Source organism: Endozoicomonas sp. 2B-B (assembly GCF_053470045.1).
Window position 1 is genome coordinate 6,691,907 of the sequence record NZ_JBLZMU010000001.1, and the last position, 19,114, is coordinate 6,711,020.

Annotated in this window: 19 protein-coding genes and 1 pseudogene; 15 read left to right on the forward strand and 5 right to left on the reverse strand. The window is 52.3% G+C overall.

The window, feature by feature from the left end; genetic code table 11:
* Positions 1 to 51: 51 nt before the first annotated feature.
* The 3 genes from ACOMHB_RS23915 to ACOMHB_RS23925 all read left to right on the forward strand — a co-directional run bounded on the left by ACOMHB_RS23915 (position 52) and on the right by ACOMHB_RS23925 (position 2,036).
* Entirely contained in the window at positions 52 to 1,323 is a 1,272-nt protein-coding gene (locus ACOMHB_RS23915) for an ankyrin repeat domain-containing protein (protein ID WP_448218520.1), read from the forward strand.
* Positions 1,324 to 1,410: 87 nt separating this feature from the next.
* The gene (locus ACOMHB_RS23920; protein ID WP_448218521.1) at positions 1,411 to 1,752 is read left to right on the forward strand and encodes a hypothetical protein; all 342 of its coding nucleotides are present in this window, start codon (positions 1,411 to 1,413) and stop codon (positions 1,750 to 1,752) included.
* Positions 1,740 to 2,036, forward strand: coding sequence for a helix-turn-helix domain-containing protein (locus ACOMHB_RS23925; RefSeq protein WP_422412482.1), 297 nt, complete (start codon positions 1,740 to 1,742; stop codon positions 2,034 to 2,036). Before ACOMHB_RS23920 ends, ACOMHB_RS23925 begins: the two co-directional genes overlap by 13 nt.
* Positions 2,037 to 2,062: 26 nt before the next feature.
* Here ACOMHB_RS23925 and ACOMHB_RS23930 read toward each other — a convergent pair whose 3' ends face one another.
* Positions 2,063 to 2,233 (reverse strand): hypothetical protein, encoded by a 171-nt coding sequence (locus tag ACOMHB_RS23930; protein WP_422135625.1) that lies wholly within the window; start codon positions 2,231 to 2,233, stop codon positions 2,063 to 2,065.
* A gap of 292 nt (positions 2,234 to 2,525) precedes the next feature.
* On the opposite strand from ACOMHB_RS23930, the gene ACOMHB_RS23935 reads away from it, so the two are divergent.
* From ACOMHB_RS23935 to ACOMHB_RS23950, 4 genes are all read left to right on the forward strand, one after another.
* The gene (locus ACOMHB_RS23935; protein WP_448218522.1) at positions 2,526 to 3,725 is read left to right on the forward strand and encodes an ankyrin repeat domain-containing protein; all 1,200 of its coding nucleotides are present in this window, start codon (positions 2,526 to 2,528) and stop codon (positions 3,723 to 3,725) included.
* A gap of 136 nt (positions 3,726 to 3,861) precedes the next feature.
* Positions 3,862 to 5,214 (forward strand): ankyrin repeat domain-containing protein, encoded by a 1,353-nt coding sequence (locus ACOMHB_RS23940; RefSeq protein WP_448218523.1) that lies wholly within the window; start codon positions 3,862 to 3,864, stop codon positions 5,212 to 5,214.
* 185 nt (positions 5,215 to 5,399) lie between these two features.
* On the forward strand, positions 5,400 to 6,746 hold the full coding sequence (locus ACOMHB_RS23945; protein WP_448218524.1) for an ankyrin repeat domain-containing protein: 1,347 nt from the start codon (positions 5,400 to 5,402) through the stop codon (positions 6,744 to 6,746).
* A 193-nt stretch (positions 6,747 to 6,939) separates the two neighbouring features.
* The gene (locus ACOMHB_RS23950) at positions 6,940 to 7,707 is read left to right on the forward strand and encodes an ankyrin repeat domain-containing protein (protein ID WP_448218525.1); all 768 of its coding nucleotides are present in this window, start codon (positions 6,940 to 6,942) and stop codon (positions 7,705 to 7,707) included.
* 198 nt (positions 7,708 to 7,905) lie between these two features.
* Here ACOMHB_RS23950 and ACOMHB_RS23955 read toward each other — a convergent pair whose 3' ends face one another.
* A complete protein-coding gene (locus ACOMHB_RS23955) occupies positions 7,906 to 8,190 on the reverse strand; it encodes a BrnA antitoxin family protein (RefSeq protein ID WP_448218526.1) in 285 nt (94 codons plus the stop codon).
* Positions 8,174 to 8,443: a BrnT family toxin gene (locus tag ACOMHB_RS23960; protein ID WP_448218527.1), complete on the reverse strand. Its 270-nt coding sequence runs from the start codon at positions 8,441 to 8,443 to the stop codon at positions 8,174 to 8,176. The genes ACOMHB_RS23955 and ACOMHB_RS23960 overlap by 17 nt, the downstream gene beginning before the upstream one ends.
* 306 nt (positions 8,444 to 8,749) lie before the next feature.
* On the opposite strand from ACOMHB_RS23960, the gene ACOMHB_RS23965 reads away from it, so the two are divergent.
* Together ACOMHB_RS23965 and ACOMHB_RS23970 are read left to right on the forward strand one after the other, a co-directional pair.
* Positions 8,750 to 10,993 carry an ankyrin repeat domain-containing protein gene (locus tag ACOMHB_RS23965; RefSeq protein ID WP_448218528.1) on the forward strand — a complete coding sequence of 748 codons (2,244 nt, stop codon included), beginning with the start codon at positions 8,750 to 8,752 and terminating at the stop codon, positions 10,991 to 10,993.
* A gap of 336 nt (positions 10,994 to 11,329) precedes the next feature.
* Complete coding sequence (locus ACOMHB_RS23970; RefSeq protein ID WP_448218529.1) at positions 11,330 to 13,141, forward strand: ankyrin repeat domain-containing protein; 1,812 nt, start codon at positions 11,330 to 11,332, stop codon at positions 13,139 to 13,141.
* A 61-nt stretch (positions 13,142 to 13,202) separates the two neighbouring features.
* Here ACOMHB_RS23970 and ACOMHB_RS23975 read toward each other — a convergent pair whose 3' ends face one another.
* Positions 13,203 to 13,424 carry a hypothetical protein gene (locus tag ACOMHB_RS23975; RefSeq protein WP_448218530.1) on the reverse strand — a complete coding sequence of 74 codons (222 nt, stop codon included), beginning with the start codon at positions 13,422 to 13,424 and terminating at the stop codon, positions 13,203 to 13,205.
* On the opposite strand from ACOMHB_RS23975, the gene ACOMHB_RS23980 reads away from it, so the two are divergent.
* From ACOMHB_RS23980 to ACOMHB_RS23990, 3 genes are all read left to right on the forward strand, one after another.
* Entirely contained in the window at positions 13,425 to 13,601 is a 177-nt protein-coding gene (locus ACOMHB_RS23980; protein WP_448218671.1) for a hypothetical protein, read from the forward strand.
* Entirely contained in the window at positions 13,546 to 14,235 is a 690-nt protein-coding gene (locus tag ACOMHB_RS23985) for an ankyrin repeat domain-containing protein (protein WP_448218531.1), read from the forward strand. The genes ACOMHB_RS23980 and ACOMHB_RS23985 overlap by 56 nt, the downstream gene beginning before the upstream one ends.
* Positions 14,236 to 14,409: 174 nt before the next feature.
* Positions 14,410 to 14,874 (forward strand): RING finger protein, encoded by a 465-nt coding sequence (locus ACOMHB_RS23990; RefSeq protein ID WP_448218532.1) that lies wholly within the window; start codon positions 14,410 to 14,412, stop codon positions 14,872 to 14,874.
* A 19-nt stretch (positions 14,875 to 14,893) separates the two neighbouring features.
* Here ACOMHB_RS23990 and ACOMHB_RS23995 read toward each other — a convergent pair whose 3' ends face one another.
* A complete protein-coding gene (locus tag ACOMHB_RS23995) occupies positions 14,894 to 15,877 on the reverse strand; it encodes a hypothetical protein (RefSeq protein WP_448218533.1) in 984 nt (327 codons plus the stop codon).
* Positions 15,878 to 16,077: 200 nt separating this feature from the next.
* Here ACOMHB_RS23995 and ACOMHB_RS24000 point away from each other — a divergent pair.
* From ACOMHB_RS24000 to ACOMHB_RS24010, 3 genes and pseudogenes are all read left to right on the forward strand, one after another.
* Positions 16,078 to 16,164, forward strand: a pseudogene (locus tag ACOMHB_RS24000) (IS3 family transposase); the annotation flags it as partial.
* Between the two features lie 262 nt (positions 16,165 to 16,426).
* A complete protein-coding gene (locus tag ACOMHB_RS24005; protein ID WP_448218534.1) occupies positions 16,427 to 17,578 on the forward strand; it encodes an ankyrin repeat domain-containing protein in 1,152 nt (383 codons plus the stop codon).
* A gap of 312 nt (positions 17,579 to 17,890) precedes the next feature.
* Positions 17,891 to 19,018, forward strand: a complete 1,128-nt coding sequence (locus ACOMHB_RS24010; protein ID WP_448218535.1) for an ankyrin repeat domain-containing protein — start codon at positions 17,891 to 17,893, stop codon at positions 19,016 to 19,018.
* The last annotated feature ends 96 nt before the right edge of the window (positions 19,019 to 19,114 follow it).

The following is a 19,114-nucleotide window of genomic DNA, read 5'->3' on the forward strand; positions in this document are numbered from 1 at the left end:
GAACTAACATGCTTTTTTGTATCTAACCCACAGGCTTATTGGCCAACACAGATGTTTTACTTATGTCTGGCACTGTTCGCTACCCTCTGCCCTTTGACACTGAAGGCCGATCACTGTCCTATTTGTCTGGCTCCCTTCCATGGCCGAAGTGAAGCGCCTGTGGTCGTCAAAACTCAATGCTGTGGTCACCTCTTCGATCTGGACTGTCTTTCGATGTGTTTTGTTGATCAGCCCATTGGCTCCCGCCAGTGCGCAATGTGTCGGCAAAACCCGATGCCTGTGGTGAATCACAACACCAGTGAATCTCACCCTGATACATTTTTCCCCGATCAGACGTTTTATCTTGCCTGTTTAAACGGGGATCTGGATCAGGTGGAGAGGTCTCTGGCAGAAGGAGTCAATGTCAATGCCGTTATGAGTGCTGATTTCACTGCCTTGATGCTGGCATCCAGCTGGGGGCACACGGATGTCGTCGAACGCTTGATCAACGCTGAGGCAAACCTTGACGCTGCCCGTTCGAATAACTCCACCGCACTGTTCATCGCTGCCGAATACGGTAATACCGACTGCGTGAAACACCTGATCAACGCCGGGGCGGATCTCAACGCCCGGAGTGAGGATGGCGCCACTCCGCTGTTCATCGCTGCACAAGAAAATAACATCGAATGCGTGAAGCTCCTGATCAACGCCGGGGCGGATCTCAACGCTCAGATTGAGGAAGGCGCCACCGCGCTGTTCATCGCTGCACAAAAAAATAACATCGAATGCGTGAAACTCCTGATCAACGCCGGGGCGGATCTCAACGCTGCCCTGCTGGATGGCGCCACCCCGTTGTTTATAGCTGCTCTGCAAAATAACATCGACTGCCTGAAAATCCTGATCGAAGCCAAGGCGGATCTCAACGCTCGGAATAAGTTTGGCACCACCCCGCTATTCATCGCTGCCCAGAAAAATAACACCGAATGCGTGCAACTCCTGATCAATGCCGAGGCAAATCTCAACGCCCACAATAAGACTGGCGCCACCCCACTGCACGTTGCTGCTTCGATTGGCAATACCGACTGCGTGGAACGCCTGATCAACGCCGGAGCGGATCTCAACGCTCACACTAAGACTGGCTCCACCCCGCTGCACTTTGCTGCTTCGAAAGGCAATACCGACTGCGTGAAATTCCTGATCAACGCCGGAGCGGATCTCAATGCTGTGAGGACTGCAGATGGTGCCACCCCGCTCTCCATTGCAATCGCGAAGGGCAATACCGACTGCGTGGAAGCCCTGATAAAGGCTGGAGCAAACGCTTTATCAGGGTTGGCCGTTAAATAGTCAGGTGAAGTGCGAAAAACCACCGGCTTGCATCTTTCTTACCAACCATTATACTTTGCCTGAACTAATCCATTGGATTACATTCTAATGCATACGGTCGCTGAGCTGAAAAACTATCAGGACGAAGCTGAGAGCCTTCTATCCAGTGAGGAACGCCGCCATATCATTGATTACCTGGCGGCAAACCCTGAGGCTGGTGAGATCATGAAGGGTACAGGCGGCATCCGTAAGCTCCGGTGGCGAAGAGGTGCATCAGGCAAGAGTGGAGGAGTGCAGATTATTCACTTCTACAAGAACCCATCAATGCCCCTGTTCCTGCTCACGGTTTATGGGAAAAACCAACAGGAAAACCTGTCAAAGGCAGACCGCAACACCATGAAACAGTTAGTCACTCTACTCGAAAGAGGATGGAAAAAATGGAAAGCGTAGCGAACAGCATTATCCAGGGCCTTGAAGAGGCCGTAACCTACACAAAAGGTGAGAATACAGGTGCGATCGTCCATGAGGTGACACCCCTGGACATCAAAGGCATTCGCCAGCAGCTCGATATGACTCAGGAAGAGTTTGCCCAGGCTGTAGGTGTAAAACTCCCCACCCTTCGCCACTGGGAGCGGGGTGACCGCAAACCGAACGGCCCTGCCCGTGTATTGCTGAACCTGCTCGCCAGAGAACCCAAACAGATTGTCGCCATGCTAGGGCTGGCTCATTCCTGAATCATCGGCTGGTAATGTTTTTGCAGCTATTTATGTGGTTGTTTTTTAGTGCGTTTAGTATTCCATTTTCTAATACTTTTCTTAAGCATCTTCATTACTGCTTTGTTCTTATCAATCTTGCCACCTGCTTTTCTAATCCACCGCAGGCGAGCTTCATGGCCTCTGCTTTCTGGCGTTCCCTTCCATTGTTTTCTCATGTGAGCCTCCTTGTGGATTTTCCACTTTAGGTACTACGGCCATCCGTTTTAGGCAGGTATTCAAATGCGGTCTTTTATCCTCATCGCACTGACCCACAATCGCCAACCGTGCCGCCGTAATGTCGGTCTCGGACTGAGTTGGTACATGGCCCGTAAGCACGGCTCTGGTTGTTCCCATCTTCTGAGTTTTTGAAACAAGTGATTATTTAACCACAGCAAACGTTGAGAGACACATAAATGAACTATCATTCCTTTTCTGTACCCAAGCCGCAGCAGTTATCGACTGGCACAGATGTTCTACTTATGTCTGGCACTGTTCGCTGCCCTCTCCCCTTTGACACTGAAGGCCGATCACTGTCCTATTTGTCTGGCTCCCTTCCATGGCCGAAGTAAAGCGCCTGTGGTCGTCAAAACCCAATGTTGCGGCCACCTCTTCGATCTGGACTGTCTTTCGATGTGCTTTGTTGATCAGCCCATCGGCTCACGCCGGTGCGCGATGTGTCGGCAAAACCCGATGCCTGTGGTGAATCAGAACACCAGTGAATCTCACCCGGATACATTTTTCCCCGATCAGACGTTTTATGATGCCTGTTTTGACGGAGATCTGGATCAGGTAGAGAGGTCTCTGGCAGAAGGAGTCAATGTCAATGCGGTTATGACTGATGATTTCACTGCCTTGATGTTGGCATCCAGCTTCGGGCACACGGATGTCGTCGAACGCCTGATCAACGCTGGGGCAAACCTTGACGCTGCCCGTTCGAATGGTGTCACCGCACTATTCATCGCTGCTCAGTACGGTAATACCGACTGCGTGAAACGCCTGATCAACGCCGGGGCGGATCTCAACGCCCACACCAAGACTGGCAACACCCCGCTTATCATCGCAATCTGGAAAGGCCATACCGATTGCGTGGAAAGCCTCATCGGTGGCGGGGCAGACATCAATGCCGCCTCGTCGGATGGCGCCAGCCCGCTGTTCTTCGCAACACAGGAGCTCAATACCGACCTCGTGAAAATGCTGATCAACGCCGGGGCAGATCCCAACGCCCGGACTGACGATGGCGGAACCCCTGTGTATATGGCTGCCCAAGAAAATAACATCGACAGCCTGAAAATCCTGATTGAAGCCGAGGCAGATCTCAACATCCGGATTAATAGTGGTGCCAACCCAACGTTCATCGCAGCCCGGAACGGCAATACCGACTGCCTGATACTCCTGATCGAAGCCGGGGCGGATTTCAACACCCCCCACACTTTGGATGACGCCACCCCGCTATTCATCTCTGCCCAGGAAAATAGCACCGAATGCGTGCAACTCCTGATCAACGCCGGGGCGGATCTCAACGCCCGGACTAAGACTGGCACCACCCCGCTCTCCATTGCAATCGCGATGGGCAATACCGACTGCATGAAACTCCTGATCAACGCCGGGGCAGAGTTGGGAACCGAGGCGGCGGAGGAAACAAAAGAAAAGCGTCATGCCGTCCAGTAAACGGGGCTCTCAGGTGTTCCCATCTTCTGAGTTTTTGAAACAGGTAATTGTTTGGCCACAGCGAACTTTGATAGCCATATAAATGAACTAACATGCTTTTTTGTATCAAACCTACACTGCTTCTTGACCAATACAGATGTTTTACTTATATGTGGCATTGTTCGCTACCCTCTCCCCATGGACACTGAAGGCCGATCACTGTCCTATTTGTCTGGCTCCCTTCCATGGCCGAAGTGAAGCGCCTGTGGTCGTCAAAACCCAATGCTGTGGTCACCTCTTCGATCTGGACTGTATTTCGAAGTGTTTTGTTGATCAGCCCATTGGCTCCCGCCAGTGCGCAATGTGTCGGCAAAACCCGATGCCGGTGGTGAATCAGAACACCAGTGAATCTCACCCGGATACATTTTTCCCCGATCAGGTGTTTTTTGATGCCTGTTATGACGGGGATTTGGATCAGGTAGAGAGGTCATTGGCAAATGGAGTCAATGTCAATGCCGTTATACATGATGATTTCACTGGCTTGATGTTGGCATCTGACGGGGGGCACGAGGCAATCGTTGAACGCCTGATCAGCGCCGGGGCGAATCTCAACGCCACCTCCACAGGTGGAGCCACCGCAATATTCTTTGCTGTCCAGGAGAATGACATCGATTGCGTGAAGCTCCTGATCAACGCCGGGGCGGATGTTAACGCCACCTTTTCAAATGGTGCCACCGCACTGTTGATCGCTGCCAAGGAGGGCAATACCGACTGCATGAAACTCCTGATCAACGCCGGGGCGGATATCAACGCCGCCTTGTTGGATGGCGCCACACCGCTGTTCTTCGCTGCCCAGGAAAATAACATCGAATGCGTGGAACTCCTGATCAACGCCGGGGCGAATCTCAACGCCAGGACTGAGAATGGTACAACCCCGCTATTCGTCGCTGCCCTGAGAGGCAATACCGACTGCGTAAAAGCCCTGACCGAAGCCAACGCAGATCTCAACGCGAGAAATAAGAATGGTGCAACCCCGCTTCTCATCGCAGTCTGGCTAGGCCATACCGATTGCGTGGAAATACTGATCCAGGTCGGGGCGGATCTTAAGGCCACCAGGACTTCGGACGGCGCCACCCCGCTGTTCATCGCAGTTCAGAAAAATAACACCGACTGCGTGAAACTTCTGATCAAGGCCGGGGCGAATCTCAACGCCCGGACTATTGATGGCACCACCGCGCTGTTCACTGCAGCCCTGAATGGCCATACCGATTGCATGGAAACCCTGATCCACGTCGGAGCGGATCTCAATGCTGCCAGGACTTCAGATGGTGCCACCCCGCTGTTCATCGCAGCCCTGAATGGCCATACCGACTGCGTAGAACGCCTGATCAATGCCGGGGCAGATCTCGACGCCGCCAGGACTTCAGATGGCGCCACCCCACTCTACATCGCAACCGCGATGGGCAATACCGACTGCATGGAAGCCCTGATCAAGGCTGGAGCAAAGTAGGGAACAAAGGCCGTGAAGGCAACAAAAGAAAGGCGTTACTTTGTCCAGTAAAAACGACTCTCAGGTGTTCGCATCTTCTGAATTTTTAAAACAGGTGATTATTTAGTCACAGCAAGCTTTGATAGCCATATAAATGAACTACCATTCCTTTTTTTGTATCCAACCCACACTACTAACCAACACAGATGTTCTTCTTATATGTGGCATTGTTCGCTACCCTCTCCCCATGGACACTGGAAGCTGATCCCTGTCCTATTTGTTTAGCTCACTTCCATGACCGTCATGAAGCGCCTGTGGTCGTCAAAACCCAATGTTGCGGTCACCGCTTCGATCTGGACTGTCTTTCGATGTGCTTTGTTGATCAGCCCATCGGCTCACGCCAGTGCGCGATGTGTCGGCAAAACCCGATGCCTGTGGTGAATCAGAACACCAGTGAAGCTTACCCGGATACATTTTTCCCCGATCAGACTTTTTATAATGCCTGTTTAAACGGGGATCTGAATCAGGTAGAGAGGTCGCTGGCAGAAGGAGTCAATGTCAATGCGGTTATGATTGGTGGCTTCACTGCTTTGATGTTGGCATCCCAAAACGGGAACAAGACTGTCGTCCAACGCCTGATAGAAGCCGGGGCGGACGTCGACGCCGCCTTGTCGAATGGCGCTACCCCGCTGCTCATCGCTGCACATCATAATAACGATGACTGCGTAAAAATCCTGATCGAAGCTGAGGCAGATCTCAACGCCGCCATGTCGAGTGGCGCCACATCGCTGTTCATTGCTGCCCAGGAAAATAACATTGTCTGCGTGAAACTCCTGATCAACGCCGGGGCGGATCTCAACGCCGCCTTGTCGGATGGCACCACCCCGCTGGTCATCGCTGCCCAAGAAAATAACATAGACTGCATGACAGCCCTGATCGAAGCCGGGGCGGATCTCAACGCCCAGACCGATGATGGCTCCACCCCGCTGCTCATCGCAGCCTGGATAGGCAATACCGACTGCGTGAAAGCCCTGATCGAAGCCAAGGCGAATCTCAACGCCGCCATGTTGGATGGCGCCACACCGCTGCTCACCGCTGCTCAAGAAAATAACACTGACTGCGTGGAACTCCTGATCAACGCCGGGGCAGATCTTAACGCCGCCATGTCGGATGGCTGCACACCTCTGATCATCGCAGTCCAGAAGGGCAACATCGACTGCGTGAAACTCCTTCTCGATGCCGGGGCAGATGTCAGCGTCCGGACTGAGAATGGCGCCACCTCGCTGTTCCTCGCAGCCCTGAAGGGCAATACCGACTGTCTGAAAATACTGATCAACGCAGGGGCAGATCTCAACGCCCAGGCCGAGGATGGCTCCACCCCGCTGTTTATCGCAGCCCTGGTGGGCAATTCCGACTGCGTGAAACTCCTGATCAATGCCGGGGCGGATCTCAACACTGCCAGAATTACGGATCGTGCCACCCCGCTGTTCGTTGCTGCTGCAAAAGGCAATTCCGACTGCGTGAAACTCCTGATCAACGCCGGGGCAGAGTAGGGAACAGAGGCGATGAAGGAAAGAAAGGCGTTGTGTTAACCGATAAACCCGCCTCTGGGTGTTTCCATCTTCCGAGTTTTTAAAACAGGTGATTATTTAGCCACAGCGGACTTTATAGTCACACAATTGAACTTTTGTACTGCTCTTATGTCTAACCAACACTGCATTATTGACTGACACAGATGTTCTACTTATGGATGGCATGGCTCGCACTCTTCTTCCCATGGAAACTGACGTAACGTCGGAGCCCGATGTATGTCCTATTTGTTTGGCTAATTTCCATGGCCGCGATGTGGCGCCAGTAGACGTCAAAACCCAATGTCTAACCCAGTGTGGCCACCGCTTCCATCTGGACTGTATTTCGAAACAATTCATTTTTGAACCGATCGGCTCACGCCGATGCGCGATGTGTCGGGAATGCCCGATGCCTGTGGTGAATCAGAAGACCAGTGAATCCCACCCGGATACATTTTTCCCCGATCAGGTGTTTTATGATGCCTGTTATGACGGGGATTTGATTCAGGTGGAGAGGTCACTGGCAGCAGGAGTCTATGTCAATGCCGTTATGACTGATGATTTCACTGCCCTGATCGTAGCATCCAGTGAGGGGCACATAGACGTCGTCGAACGTTTGATAAAAGACGGGGCGGACGTCAATGTTGCCCGGGCCACGGATGGCGCCACCTCGCTGTTCTACGCTGCACAAGAAAATAACACCGACATTGGGAAACTCCTGATCGACTCCGGGGCGAATCTCAACACCCCCCGGACTTCGGATGGCGCCACCCCGCTGTTCTTCGCTGCACAAGAGAATAACAGCGACTTTGTGACACTCATGATCGAAGCTGGAGCGGATCTCAACGCCGCCAGGACTTCGGATGGCACTACCCCGCTGTCCATCGCAACCAAGATGGGCAATAGCGACTGCGTGGAACTCCTGACCAACGCCGGGGCAAAGTAAGGACGGGAAAGCAAGAAAGGCCTTGTGCTATTCAGTAAAGCTGGACACCCGCCTTCTGGCCCAGCTCCGCGCCGAGCAGGATCAGGAAGAACGCTGTGTCAGCCGGTTGAATCGATTTCTGATTGCCAGAGCCCGAGAAGTGGCGTTTCGGCTGGCTGGGGATCTGGTGAAACCAAAGCAGGGGGAGACTGCAAGCTGTCACCCTGAATGCCTGACCACATATTCACGCAAAGCTTCATCCATACGGGTCTGCCAGCCTTTGCCAGTGGCGCGGAAAAATTCAACCACCTCGGGTGACAGCCGGATAGAAATCCGCTCCTTGGTCTGTTCGGCCTTGGGTCGCCCCACTGGTCGTAGTTGTTTGAACTCCTCGTCAGTAAGTTCATATGTGTCAGGATCAGCGGCAATGCCTGCATTGATGGCTGCCTCTTCTTCGTCGGTGGGCAGCTCAAGCCAGCGCCCTGATTTAGTCTTGATTTGCATAAATTCGTACCTCTCGTTTATTGGCTTTTCGCAGGGAAATAATGCGGCGCTTCTCGCCCCGGTCGGTATACACCACACAATAAAGGCGCTTACCTCTGGAAGCAAAACCAACCATACGCTGCTCTCCATAGTCATAGCGATGATCTTCCCATGCCTTAAGCGTGTCCCACTCCAAGCGCTCAGCCTCAGACAACGACAAGCCATGCTTAGCCCGGTTGACGGCATCCTTGGCGGCATCGTATTCATACTTCATAGAATTATTGTATGCACGTTAATTAAGGTTTGCCAGCTATCAGGTATAGCACAAGTTAACGCTTTATCCATGTTAGCCCAACACCTGCAACCGCAGACCCAGCGCCTTAAGGAGGTCGTCTCACTTTACAACTACATGTTAAGCAGGATCAGGTCACTTTCAGCTTGGACTGAAGCAAATGGCATACTTAATCTCTTCAGGTTTTGCTTTCACCGTCCGGATTAGCCACAGCAAACTTTGATTGACACATAAATGAACTAACATGCTTTTTTGTATCTAACCCGCATTACATATTGACCAACACAGATGTTCTACTTATATGTGGCGTTGTTCGCTACCCTCTCCCCATATACAGTCAAGGCCGATCAGTGTCCTATTTGTTTGACTTACTTTCATGGCCGAAGTGTCACGCCTGTGGTCGTCAAAACCGGATGTTGTGGCCACCTCTTCGATCTGGACTGTATTTCGAAGTGTTTTGTCGATCAGCCCATAGGCTCGAGACGGTGCGCAATGTGTCGGCAAGACCCGATGCCTGTGTTGAATCTGGACACCGGTGTATCTCACCCGGATACATTCTTCCCCGATCTGACGTTTTTTCGTGCCTGTTTTGAAGGGGATTTGGATGTGGTGCAGAAGTCACTGGCAGAAGGAGTCAATGTCAATGCCCATGACATTACGAATGATGATTACACGCCCTTAATGATGGCATCCATCGGGGGGCATATGGCGGTCGCCGAATGCCTGATCAACGCCGGGGCGAATCTCGACGCCGTCTGTGAGAGCGGAGCTACCGCACTGTTCATCGCTGCAATAGAAAATAACACCGACTGCGTGAAACTCCTGATCAAAGCCGGGGCGGATCCCAACATTGCCTTACCAGATGGCACCACCCCGTCGTACATCGTAGCCGAGATGGGCAATATTGTCTGCTTGAAAGCCCTGATCGACGCCGGGGCGGATCTCAACACCAGCTTGCCGGATGGCGCCACCTCGCTGCTCATCGCTGCCCAGAATGGCAATACTGACTGTGTGAGACTCCTGATTGAAGCCGGGGCGGATCTCGACGCCGCCTTGTCTGATGGCTTCACCCCACTATTCATCGCAGCCGAGATGGGCAATACCGACTGCGTGAAAGCCCTGATCGACGCCGGGGCGGATCTCAATGCCCGGACTAAGGATGGCGCCACCTCGCTGCTCATCGCTGCCCAGAACAACAATATTGACTGCGTGAAAATCCTGATTGAAGCCGGGGCGGATCTTGACGCCGCCTTGTCGGATGGCTCCACTCCTCTGTTCATCGCTGCTGCGAAAGGCAATACCGACTGCGTGAAACGCCTGATCGAAGCCAAGGCAAAACTCAATGCCCTGACTCAAGATGGCGCTACCCCGCTGCTCATCGCTGTACAAGAAAATAACACCGCCTGCGTGAAACTCCTGTGCAACGCCGGGGCGGATCCCAACGCCCCAGCTGACGATGGCACCACCACGCTGTACATCGCTGCTGCAAAAGGCTATACCGATTGCCTGAAAGCCCTGATCGAAGCCAAGGCAGACCCCAACGTCAGGGCAAAGGAAGACAGCACTCCGCTGATCATTGCTGCTGCGAGAGGTCATATCGACTGCCTGAAAGCTCTGATCGAAGCAGGGGCGGATCTCAACGCACAAAATAAGGAGGGCGTCACCCCGCTGTTCATCGCTGCACAGGAAAATCACATCGACTGCATGAAACTCCTGATCAACGACGGAGCGGATCCCAACACTATACTGTCGAATGGCTGCACTCCGCTGATCAGCGCTGCTGCGATGGGCTATAGCGACTGCGTAAAGCTCCTGATCAACGCCGGGGCGGATCTCGAAGCCAGCTTGTCAGATGGTGCCACCCCGCTGTACATCGCAGCCCAGAATGGCAATACCGACTGTGTGGAATCCCTGATCGAAGCCAAGGCTGACCTCAACGCCAGGAATAAGGAAGGCTGCACCCCGCTGCTGATCGCTGCTGCGAATGGCCATACTGACTGCGTGGAACTCCTGATCAATGCCGGGGCAGATCTCAACACCCAGAACGAGGATGGCGGCACCCCGCTGTTTTTGGCTGCACAAGAAAATCACGCCGACTGTGTGAAACACCTGATCGAAGCCGGGGCGGACCTCAACATCCGGACTAAGGTTGGCGCCACCCCGCTGTTAATCGCTGCCAAGGAAAATAACATCGACTCCCTGAAACTCCTGATCGAAGCTGAGGCAGATCTCGACGCTAGGACTGAGGATGGCAGAACCCCCCTATTCATTGCAGCCGAGATGGGCAATAGCGACTCCGTGGAACGCTTGGTCAACGCCGGGGCCGATCTCGACGCCCGAAGGACTGAGGATGGTGCGACTCCGCTTTTAATCGCCGCTGAGGAGGGTAAAACCGAGGTTCTGAAACTCCTGATCAGGGCCGAGGCAGATATCAACGCCGCCTTGTCGAATGGCACCACCCCACTCGCCATCGCAACCGAGATGGGCAATACCAACTGCGTGGAACTCCTGACCAACGCCGGGGCAAGATAAGGAGGGGAAAACAAGAAAGGCCTCGTGCTATCGAGTAAACAAAACTTTCAGGTGTTCCGATCTTCTGAGTTTTTGAAATAGGTGATTATCTGGCCACAGCAAACTTTGATAGCCAGATAAATGAACTAATACCAATCGAACTTTCTAACTCCCTATTGCGCTGAAGATTTGAGCCTTAATCCTGCGTTGGCGATCGTCGCCATAGCTAAGGCTATGACTCCTCACGCCGCCTTGTCTTAAGGCTCAAATCTCCATGCTCATCACGGGATTTAGAAAGTACGATTGGTATAACATGCTTTTTTGCATCCAACCCACAATGCTTATTGACCAACACAGATGTTCTACTTATATGTGGCATTGCTCGCTACCCTCACCCCATGGGCACTGAAGGCCGATCACTGTCCCATTTGTTTGGCTAACTTCCATGACCGAAGTGGAGCGCCTGTGGTCGTTAAAACCCAATGTTGTGGTCACCGCTTCGATCTGGACTGCCTTTCGAAGTGCTTTGTTGATCAGCCTATCGGCGCACGCCGGTGCGCGATGTGTCGGCAAAACCCGATGCCTGTGGTGAATCAGAACACCAGTGAATCTCACCCGGATACATTCTTCCCCGATTGGAGGTTTTGTCTTGCCTGTTTTAACGGGGATCTGGATCAGGTAGAGAGGTCACTGGCAGAAGGAGTCAATGTCAATGCCATTATGACTGCTGGTTTCAGTGCCTTGATGATAGCATCCCTCTGGGGGCATACGGAAGTCGTCGAACACCTGATCAACGCTGGGGCGAACCCCGACACTGCCAATACCCTTTCGAATAATGCCACCGCACTGATCATCGCTGCTGATTGTGGTAATACCCTCTGCGTGAAAAGCCTGATCAACGCAGGGGCGAATCTCAACGCCCGGACTGGCGGCGGAGCCACCCCGCTATTCATGGCTGCTCAACAAAATAACATCGACAGCCTGAAAATCCTGATCGAAGCCGGGGTGGATCTCAACGCCCAGACTGAGGATGGCGCCTCCCCGCTCTTCATCGCAGCCCAAAGGGGCAATAACGTCTGCATGAAACTCCTGATCGACGCCGGGGCGGATCTCAACGCCCTGACTAAGGGTGGCGCTACCCCGCTCTTCATCGCAGCCCAAAGGGGCAATAACGTCTGCATGAAACTCCTGATCGACGCCGGGGCGGATCTCAACGTCCAGACTGAGGATGGCGTTACCCCGGTGTTTATCGCTGCCCAAAAAAATAACATCGACAGCCTGAAAATCCTGATTGCAGCCGAGGCAGATATCAACGCCGTGACCAAGAGTGGTGCCAACCCTGCGTTCATCGCTGCCCAGAACGGCAATACCGACTGCCTGATAATCCTGATCGAAGCCGGGGCAGATCAAAACGCCGCCACGATTACGTATGGTGCCACCCCTCTGTTCACGGCAGCCCAGAACGGCAATACTGACTGCCTGAGAATCCTGATCAACGCCGGGGCGGGTGTCAACGCCGCCAGGATTACGGATGCTGCCACCCCTCTGTTCATGGCAGCCCAGAACGGCAATACCGACTGCGTGAAACTCCTGATCAACGCCGGGGCAGATCTCAACGCCGCCAGGATCAACGATGGCGCAACCCCGCTGTTCATCGCAGCTCAGGAGGGCAATAGCGACTGCGTGAAACTCCTGATCAGCGCCGGGGCGGATCTCAACACCTCCAGGACCAAGGGTGGAGCAACCCCGCTGTTCATCGCAGCTCAGGAGGGCAATAGCGACTGCGTGAAACTCCTGATCAACGCCGGGGCGGATCTCAACACCTCCAGGACCAAGGGTGGAGCAACCCCGCTGATCATCGCTGCCGAGGAAAATAAAGTCGACTGCGTGAAGCTCCTGATCAAGGCCGGGGCGAATCTCAATGCCCGGGTCGAGGATGGTGCCACCTCGCTATACATTGCAGCCGGGTTGGGCAACACCGACTGCGTGAAACTCCTGATCAGGGCCGGGGCGAATCTCAACGCAGCCCTGCCGGATGGCACCACCCCACTTGGCATCGCAACCAAGATGGGCAATACCGATTGCGTGAAGCTCCTGACCAACGCCGGGGCAGAGTTCGGAACAGAGGCAGAGAAGGAAACAAATGAAAGACGTTGTTTTGTTCAGTAAACACAGTCAAATAAAATTGCAACAATCGCAAAATCAATTACGCTAGACACAAGATAAGTCATTAAAAAGTGAATTTATCTTGTGGGTTTCGGCCACAAAGCTCGCCAAGATTGAAGGCTTGACCAGCCAAACTATAAGGCGCAAGATCGAAAGCGGTCACTACGAAAAAGTGAAGCAAACCAGTGGTGGTCACTTCCGCATATTCATTAGCCAGTAAAGGAAGATATGCTATGCAAGAGTCAGTTCTGGAAAGCAAAAATCCAGCATCGACACGCAAAAGCATATCTTACTCCAAAAACACCCTGACACAGAATTTATCAGCGGCATTGCCAGTGCTTTCAACTTTAAGCGAAAAGGACTGCAAACCATTCTGGAATCAGCGGTGTGCGGAAATCCAACCCATATTGTGGTTGCCACAAAAGATCGCTCCGCTGATCAGCGCTGCTGCGATGGGCTATAGTGACTGCGTGAAGCTCCTGATCAACGCCGGGGCGGATCTCGAAGCCAGCTTGTCAGATGGTGCCACCCCGCTGTACATCGCAGCCCAGAATGGCAATACCGACTGTGTGGAATCCCTGATCGAAGCCAAGGCTGACCTCAACGCCAGAAATAAGGAAGGCTGCACCCCGCTGCTGATCGCTGCTGCGAATGGCCATACTGACTGCGTGGAACTCCTGATCAATGCCGGGGCAGATCTCAACACCCAGAACGAGGATGGCGGCACCCCGCTGTTTTTGGCTGCACAAGAAAATCACGCCGACTGTGTGAAACACCTGATCGAAGCCGGGGCGGACCTCAACATCCGGACTAAGGTTGGCGCCACCCCGCTGTTAATCGCTGCCAAGGAAAATAACATCGACTCCCTGAAACTCCTGATCGAAGCTGAGGCAGATCTCGACGCTAGGACTGAGGATGGCAGAACCCCCCTATTCATTGCAGCCGAGATGGGCAATAGCGACTCCGTGGAACGCTTGGTCAACGCCGGGGCCGATCTTGACGCCGCCTCGTCGAATGGCACCACCCCACTTGCCATCGCAACCGAGATGGGCAATACCAACTGCGTGGAACTCCTGACCAACGCCGGGGCAAGATAAGGAGGGGAAAACAAGAAAGGCCTTGTGCTGTCGAGTAAACAAAACTTTCAGGTGTTCCGATCTTCTGAGCTTTTGAAATAGGTGATTATCTGGCCACAGCAAACTTTGATAGCCGAATAAATGAACTAACATGCTTTTTTGCATCCAACCCACACGGCTTGTGGACCAACACAGATGTTCTACTTATGTCTGGCATTGTTCGCTACCCTCTCCCCATGGACACTCAAGGCCGATCACTGTCCTATTTGTTTGGCTAACTTCCATGACCGAAGTGGAGCGCCTGTGATCGTTAAAACCCAATGTTGTGGTCACCGCTTCGATCTGGACTGTCTTTCGATGTGCTTTGTTGATCAGCCCATCGGCACACGCCGGTGCGCGATGTGTCGGCAAAACCCGATGCCTGTGGTGAATCAGAACACCAGTGAATCTCACCCGGATACATTCTTCCCCGATTGGAGGTTTTATCTTGCCTGCTCTAACGGGGATCTGGATCAGGTAGAGAGGTCACTGGCAGAAGGAGTCAATGTCAATGCCTTTAGGACTGATGATTTCTCGTTCCCACGCTCTGCGTGGGAATGCATACCTCCCCTGAAAAGCGGACTCTACAGTTTGAGACTTATTTTTTTCAACATTCCTTAAATCTCTCAAAATTCAGCCTTTAAAAAGATAGGAATCTGAGAGCATAACGAACATGGAGTTCAACAAATAACTTTGTGATTTCAATATATGCCGATTCCCCATATGTACAGCGTCCTTCAAATCTAGTTTCACTGTCAGTCTTTGTTACTGTAAATAACGGCTCACCCCTATAAAAGACGAGAGACCGAATGTCCCTATAATCGCCTTCACAACCGTCTTCACAGTCTGAAAAGTCACGAATCGGGTCTCTCTCTTGAACTATTGAAATATCGGAAGGGTTAAGAGATTTAAGTAAATCGATGGCATTATTGAATTCTACAGGGCTTGACGCTCTAAATTGCGCACCATTTTCAATGAGAATATCTTTTAAATAATCCAGGAAATTTATGAATTGTGAAATATTGCAACAAGCTTCTGCGTTTGATTCATCCATTTTGCTCGCTTCTTCGGCACCCTCACGGGCTTGCGGCTGAGAGGGCTGTGTTTCTGTCATCTCATGATGATTGTGTCCTGTCGAATTTTCTGCGTAACTCAGCGACTCTTCAGCTAACGTAATATTATTGAATTTTTGTCGGAGTTCACAAACACCATGACAGGAACCGGCATAACAATTTAAATCCAACGTATGCAGGTCTTGTTCAGGATGTTCATTACCACCGCCAGAACCAGACGACAGGGGGTTACTGACAGAGCCTCTGACATGGCCGGTTGTCCCTGAGGCTTGTTGGCTGGATGATTCTGATGACGGGTTTTGTTGGTCACTTTGTTGTTTGTTTTGTCCGGGGAGCATCATGGTAATGATTGTAAACGGGTCATCCCGACTTGCCTCCAGTTGATCCCCCGGGTTAAACAGCAATGAATCGGGGTTCCAATAGTTTTTTAAAAGCCAGCCGACAGCGACAAACTGTTCGACAGCAAGATGTCTTGTAAACGAGTCTGCCTGACAGATGGCAGGCAAAGAGAAAAAGAGCAACAGAGGTGCCGCAAAAAGCAATTGTTCCATTATTCGATGAATCTCTTGCTGATTTTGTAGTCAGGAAAGATAGTTGAGGAAAGTGCAAAGTCAATGTGAGTTCGATGTTCGGAATATACCCTGTGATTTCAGACATCACCTTTGTCGAAGTCTTTCTGAACTCTGGTGACTTTTTTCAGATATCGGGTTTCAAGAAGATGCAGATAGGCAGCGCGAAGGAGGCACAGTAAGCAATTTTTGAGTATATCGAAGTGTTTTACAATCGCCAGAGAAAGCACTCAGCCAATGGCTACCTGGCGCCGTTCGAGTACGAATAGAAGTTTGCCTATGCAGTGTAAAAAAGTGTCCGGAAAACTCTTGCCATATCAAAGTGCAATCGACTGAAATTTCAGACATCACCTTTAAAGGAGGGGAAAACAAGAAAGGCCTTGTGCTATCGAGTAAACAAAACTTTCAGGTGTTCCGATCCTCTGAGTTTTTGTAATAGGTGATTATCTGGCCACAGCAAACTTTGATAGCCGAATAAATGAACTAACATGCTTTTTGCATCCAAACCACACTGCTTATTGACCAACACAGATGTTCTACTTATATGTGGTATTGCTCGCTACCCTCACCCCATGGGCACTGAAGGCCGATCACTGTCCCATTTGTTTGGCTAACTTCCATGACCGAAGTGGAGCGCCTGTGATCGTTAAAACCCAATGTTGTGGTCACCGCTTTGATCTGGACTGCCTTTCGATGTGCTTTGTTGATCAGCCCATCGGCGCACGCCGGTGCGCGATGTGTCGGCAAAACCCGATGCCTGTGGTGAACCAGAACACCAGTGAATCTCACCCGGATACATTCTTCCCCGATTGGAGGTTTTATCTTGCCTGCTCTAACGGGGATCTGGATCAGGTAGAGAGGTCACTGGCAGAAGGAGTCAATGTCAATGCCTTTAGGACTGATGATTTCACAGCCTTGATGTTAGCATGCCACAGTGGGCATACGGATGTCGTCGTACGCCTGATCAACACGGGAGCAAACCACGACGCTACCCGTTCTAATGGTGCCACCGCTCTGTTCATCGCTGCTGAGTTCGGTAATACCGAGTGCGTGAAACGCCTGATCAACGCCGGGGCAGATATCAACGCCCGGACCAGGTCTGGCGCCACGCCGCTGCACGTTGCTGCTGCGAAAGGCCATACCGACTGTGTGAAACTCCTGATCAACGCCAGGGCGGATATCAACGCGCAAACTGAGCATGGCGCCACCCCGTTGTTCATTGCTACACAAGAAAATAACACCGACTGCGTTAAAATACTGATCAATGCCAGAGCGGATCTCAACGCTTTCAGGATCAGGGATGGCACCACCCCGCTGTACATCGCCACCCTGAGTAATAGCATCGAGTGCGTGAAACTCTTCATCAACGCCGGGGCAGATATCAACGCCCGGTCCAGGAAAGGCATCACGCCGCTGCACGTTGCTGCTGCGTTAAGCAATTCAGACTGTGTGAAACTCCTGATCAACGCCGGGGCGGACCTCAACGCCCGGAATAAAGATGGCGCCACCTCGCTGTACATGGCAGCGCAGAATGGCAATACCGACTGCCTGAAAATCCTGATCGAAGCCGGAGCGGATCTCAACGCCGCCAGGATTACGACTGGTGCTACCCCTCTGTTCATCGCAGCTCAGAATGACCATACCGAGTGCCTGAAACTCCTGACCAACGCCGGGGCAAAGTAGGAAACAGTGGCGGTCAGAGAAACAAAAGAAAGATCTTGTGCTCTCCAGTAAATACACCTTTCAGGTGTTCCCATCTCCTGAGTTTTTGAAGCAGGTGATTATCTGGCCACAGCAAACTTTGATAGCCAAATAAATGAACTAACATGCTTTTTTACATCCAACCCACGCTGCTTATTGACCAACACAGATGTTCTACTTATATGTGGCATTGCTCGCTACTCTTTCCCCATGGACACTCAAGGCCGATCACTGTCCTATTTGTTTGGCTAACTTCCATGGTCGAAGTGAAGTACCTGTGGTCGTCAAAACCCGATGCCTATGCTGAACCTGAACACCGGGGAGTCTCACCCGGATACGTTTTTCCCTGATCCGACGTTTTTTCGTGCCTGTTTTGAAGGGGATTTGGATCAGGTGGAAAGAACTCTGGCAGGAGGAATCAATGTCAATGTCCATTACATTGCGTATGATGATTTCACTGCCTTGATGATGGCATCCATGAGTGGGCATATGGCGATCGTCGAATGCCTGATCAACGCCGGAGCCAATCTCAACGCCGTCGCTAAGAGCGGTCTTACCGCAGTGATCATAGCTGCACAAAAAAATAACACCGCCTGCCTGAAAAGACTGCTCGAAGCCAAGGCAGATAGCAACGTCCGAACTTCCCATGGCGCCACCGCGCTGTTCATCGCTGCTGAGTTCGGTAATACCGACTGCGTGAAACGCCTGATCAATGCCGCAGCGGACCTCAACGCCCGGAATAAAGATGACACCACCCCACTGTTCATCGCTGCACAAAAAAATAACACCGACTGTGTGAAACTCCTGATCAGCGCCGATGCGGATCTCAACGCCCGGACCAGGAATGGCGCCACCCCGCTTTACGTTGCTGCTGCGAAAGGCAATACCGACTGTGTGAAACTCCTGATCAACGCCGGGGCGGATCTCAACGCCACCTTGTCGGATGGCACCACCCCGCTGTTCATCGCTGCCCAAAAAAATAACATCGACTGCTTGACAGCTCTGATCGAAGCCGGGGCGGATCTCAACGCCCAGACCGATGATGGCTCCACCCCGCTGCTCATCGCAGCCTGGAAAGGCAATACCGACTGCGTGAAAGCCCTGATCGAAGCCAAGGCGAGTCTCAACACCGCCATGTCGGATGGCGCCACACCGCTGTTCATCGCTGCCCAGGAAAATAACACTGACTGTGTAGAACTCCTGATCAACGCCGGAGCGGATCTTAACGCCGCCACGTCGGATGGCGCCACTCCGCTGTTAATTGCCACTATGAGAGGCAACATCGACTGCGTGAAACTCTTTCTCGACGCCGGAGCAGATCTCAACGCCTGCACTGAGACTGGCCTCACCCCGCTCTTCGTTGCTGCTGCGAAAGGCAATACCGACTGCGAGGAACTCCTGACTAACGCTGGGGCAGAGTAGGAAACAGTGGCGGTCAGGAAAACAAAAGAAAGCTCTTGTGCTATCCAGTAAATAGACCTTTCAGGTGTTCCCATCTTCCGGGTTTTTGAAATGGGT

Coding starts and splice junctions, on each gene's coding strand:
- ACOMHB_RS24005 (WP_448218534.1), top strand. CDS start 16,427: ATGTTCTACTTATATGTGGTATTGCTCGCTACCCTCACCCCATGGGCA.
- ACOMHB_RS23945 (WP_448218524.1), top strand. CDS start 5,400: ATGTTCTTCTTATATGTGGCATTGTTCGCTACCCTCTCCCCATGGACA.
- ACOMHB_RS23995 (WP_448218533.1), bottom strand. CDS start 15,877: ATGGAACAATTGCTTTTTGCGGCACCTCTGTTGCTCTTTTTCTCTTTG.
- ACOMHB_RS23960 (WP_448218527.1), bottom strand. CDS start 8,443: ATGAAGTATGAATACGATGCCGCCAAGGATGCCGTCAACCGGGCTAAG.
- ACOMHB_RS23915 (WP_448218520.1), top strand. CDS start 52: ATGTTTTACTTATGTCTGGCACTGTTCGCTACCCTCTGCCCTTTGACA.
- ACOMHB_RS23925 (WP_422412482.1), top strand. CDS start 1,740: ATGGAAAGCGTAGCGAACAGCATTATCCAGGGCCTTGAAGAGGCCGTA.
- ACOMHB_RS24010 (WP_448218535.1), top strand. CDS start 17,891: ATGCCTATGCTGAACCTGAACACCGGGGAGTCTCACCCGGATACGTTT.
- ACOMHB_RS23990 (WP_448218532.1), top strand. CDS start 14,410: ATGTTCTACTTATGTCTGGCATTGTTCGCTACCCTCTCCCCATGGACA.
- ACOMHB_RS23940 (WP_448218523.1), top strand. CDS start 3,862: ATGTTTTACTTATATGTGGCATTGTTCGCTACCCTCTCCCCATGGACA.
- ACOMHB_RS23970 (WP_448218529.1), top strand. CDS start 11,330: ATGTTCTACTTATATGTGGCATTGCTCGCTACCCTCACCCCATGGGCA.
- ACOMHB_RS23965 (WP_448218528.1), top strand. CDS start 8,750: ATGTTCTACTTATATGTGGCGTTGTTCGCTACCCTCTCCCCATATACA.
- ACOMHB_RS23930 (WP_422135625.1), bottom strand. CDS start 2,233: ATGAGAAAACAATGGAAGGGAACGCCAGAAAGCAGAGGCCATGAAGCT.
- ACOMHB_RS23935 (WP_448218522.1), top strand. CDS start 2,526: ATGTTCTACTTATGTCTGGCACTGTTCGCTGCCCTCTCCCCTTTGACA.
- ACOMHB_RS23955 (WP_448218526.1), bottom strand. CDS start 8,190: ATGCAAATCAAGACTAAATCAGGGCGCTGGCTTGAGCTGCCCACCGAC.
- ACOMHB_RS23975 (WP_448218530.1), bottom strand. CDS start 13,424: ATGCTTTTGCGTGTCGATGCTGGATTTTTGCTTTCCAGAACTGACTCT.
- ACOMHB_RS23920 (WP_448218521.1), top strand. CDS start 1,411: ATGCATACGGTCGCTGAGCTGAAAAACTATCAGGACGAAGCTGAGAGC.
- ACOMHB_RS23950 (WP_448218525.1), top strand. CDS start 6,940: ATGGATGGCATGGCTCGCACTCTTCTTCCCATGGAAACTGACGTAACG.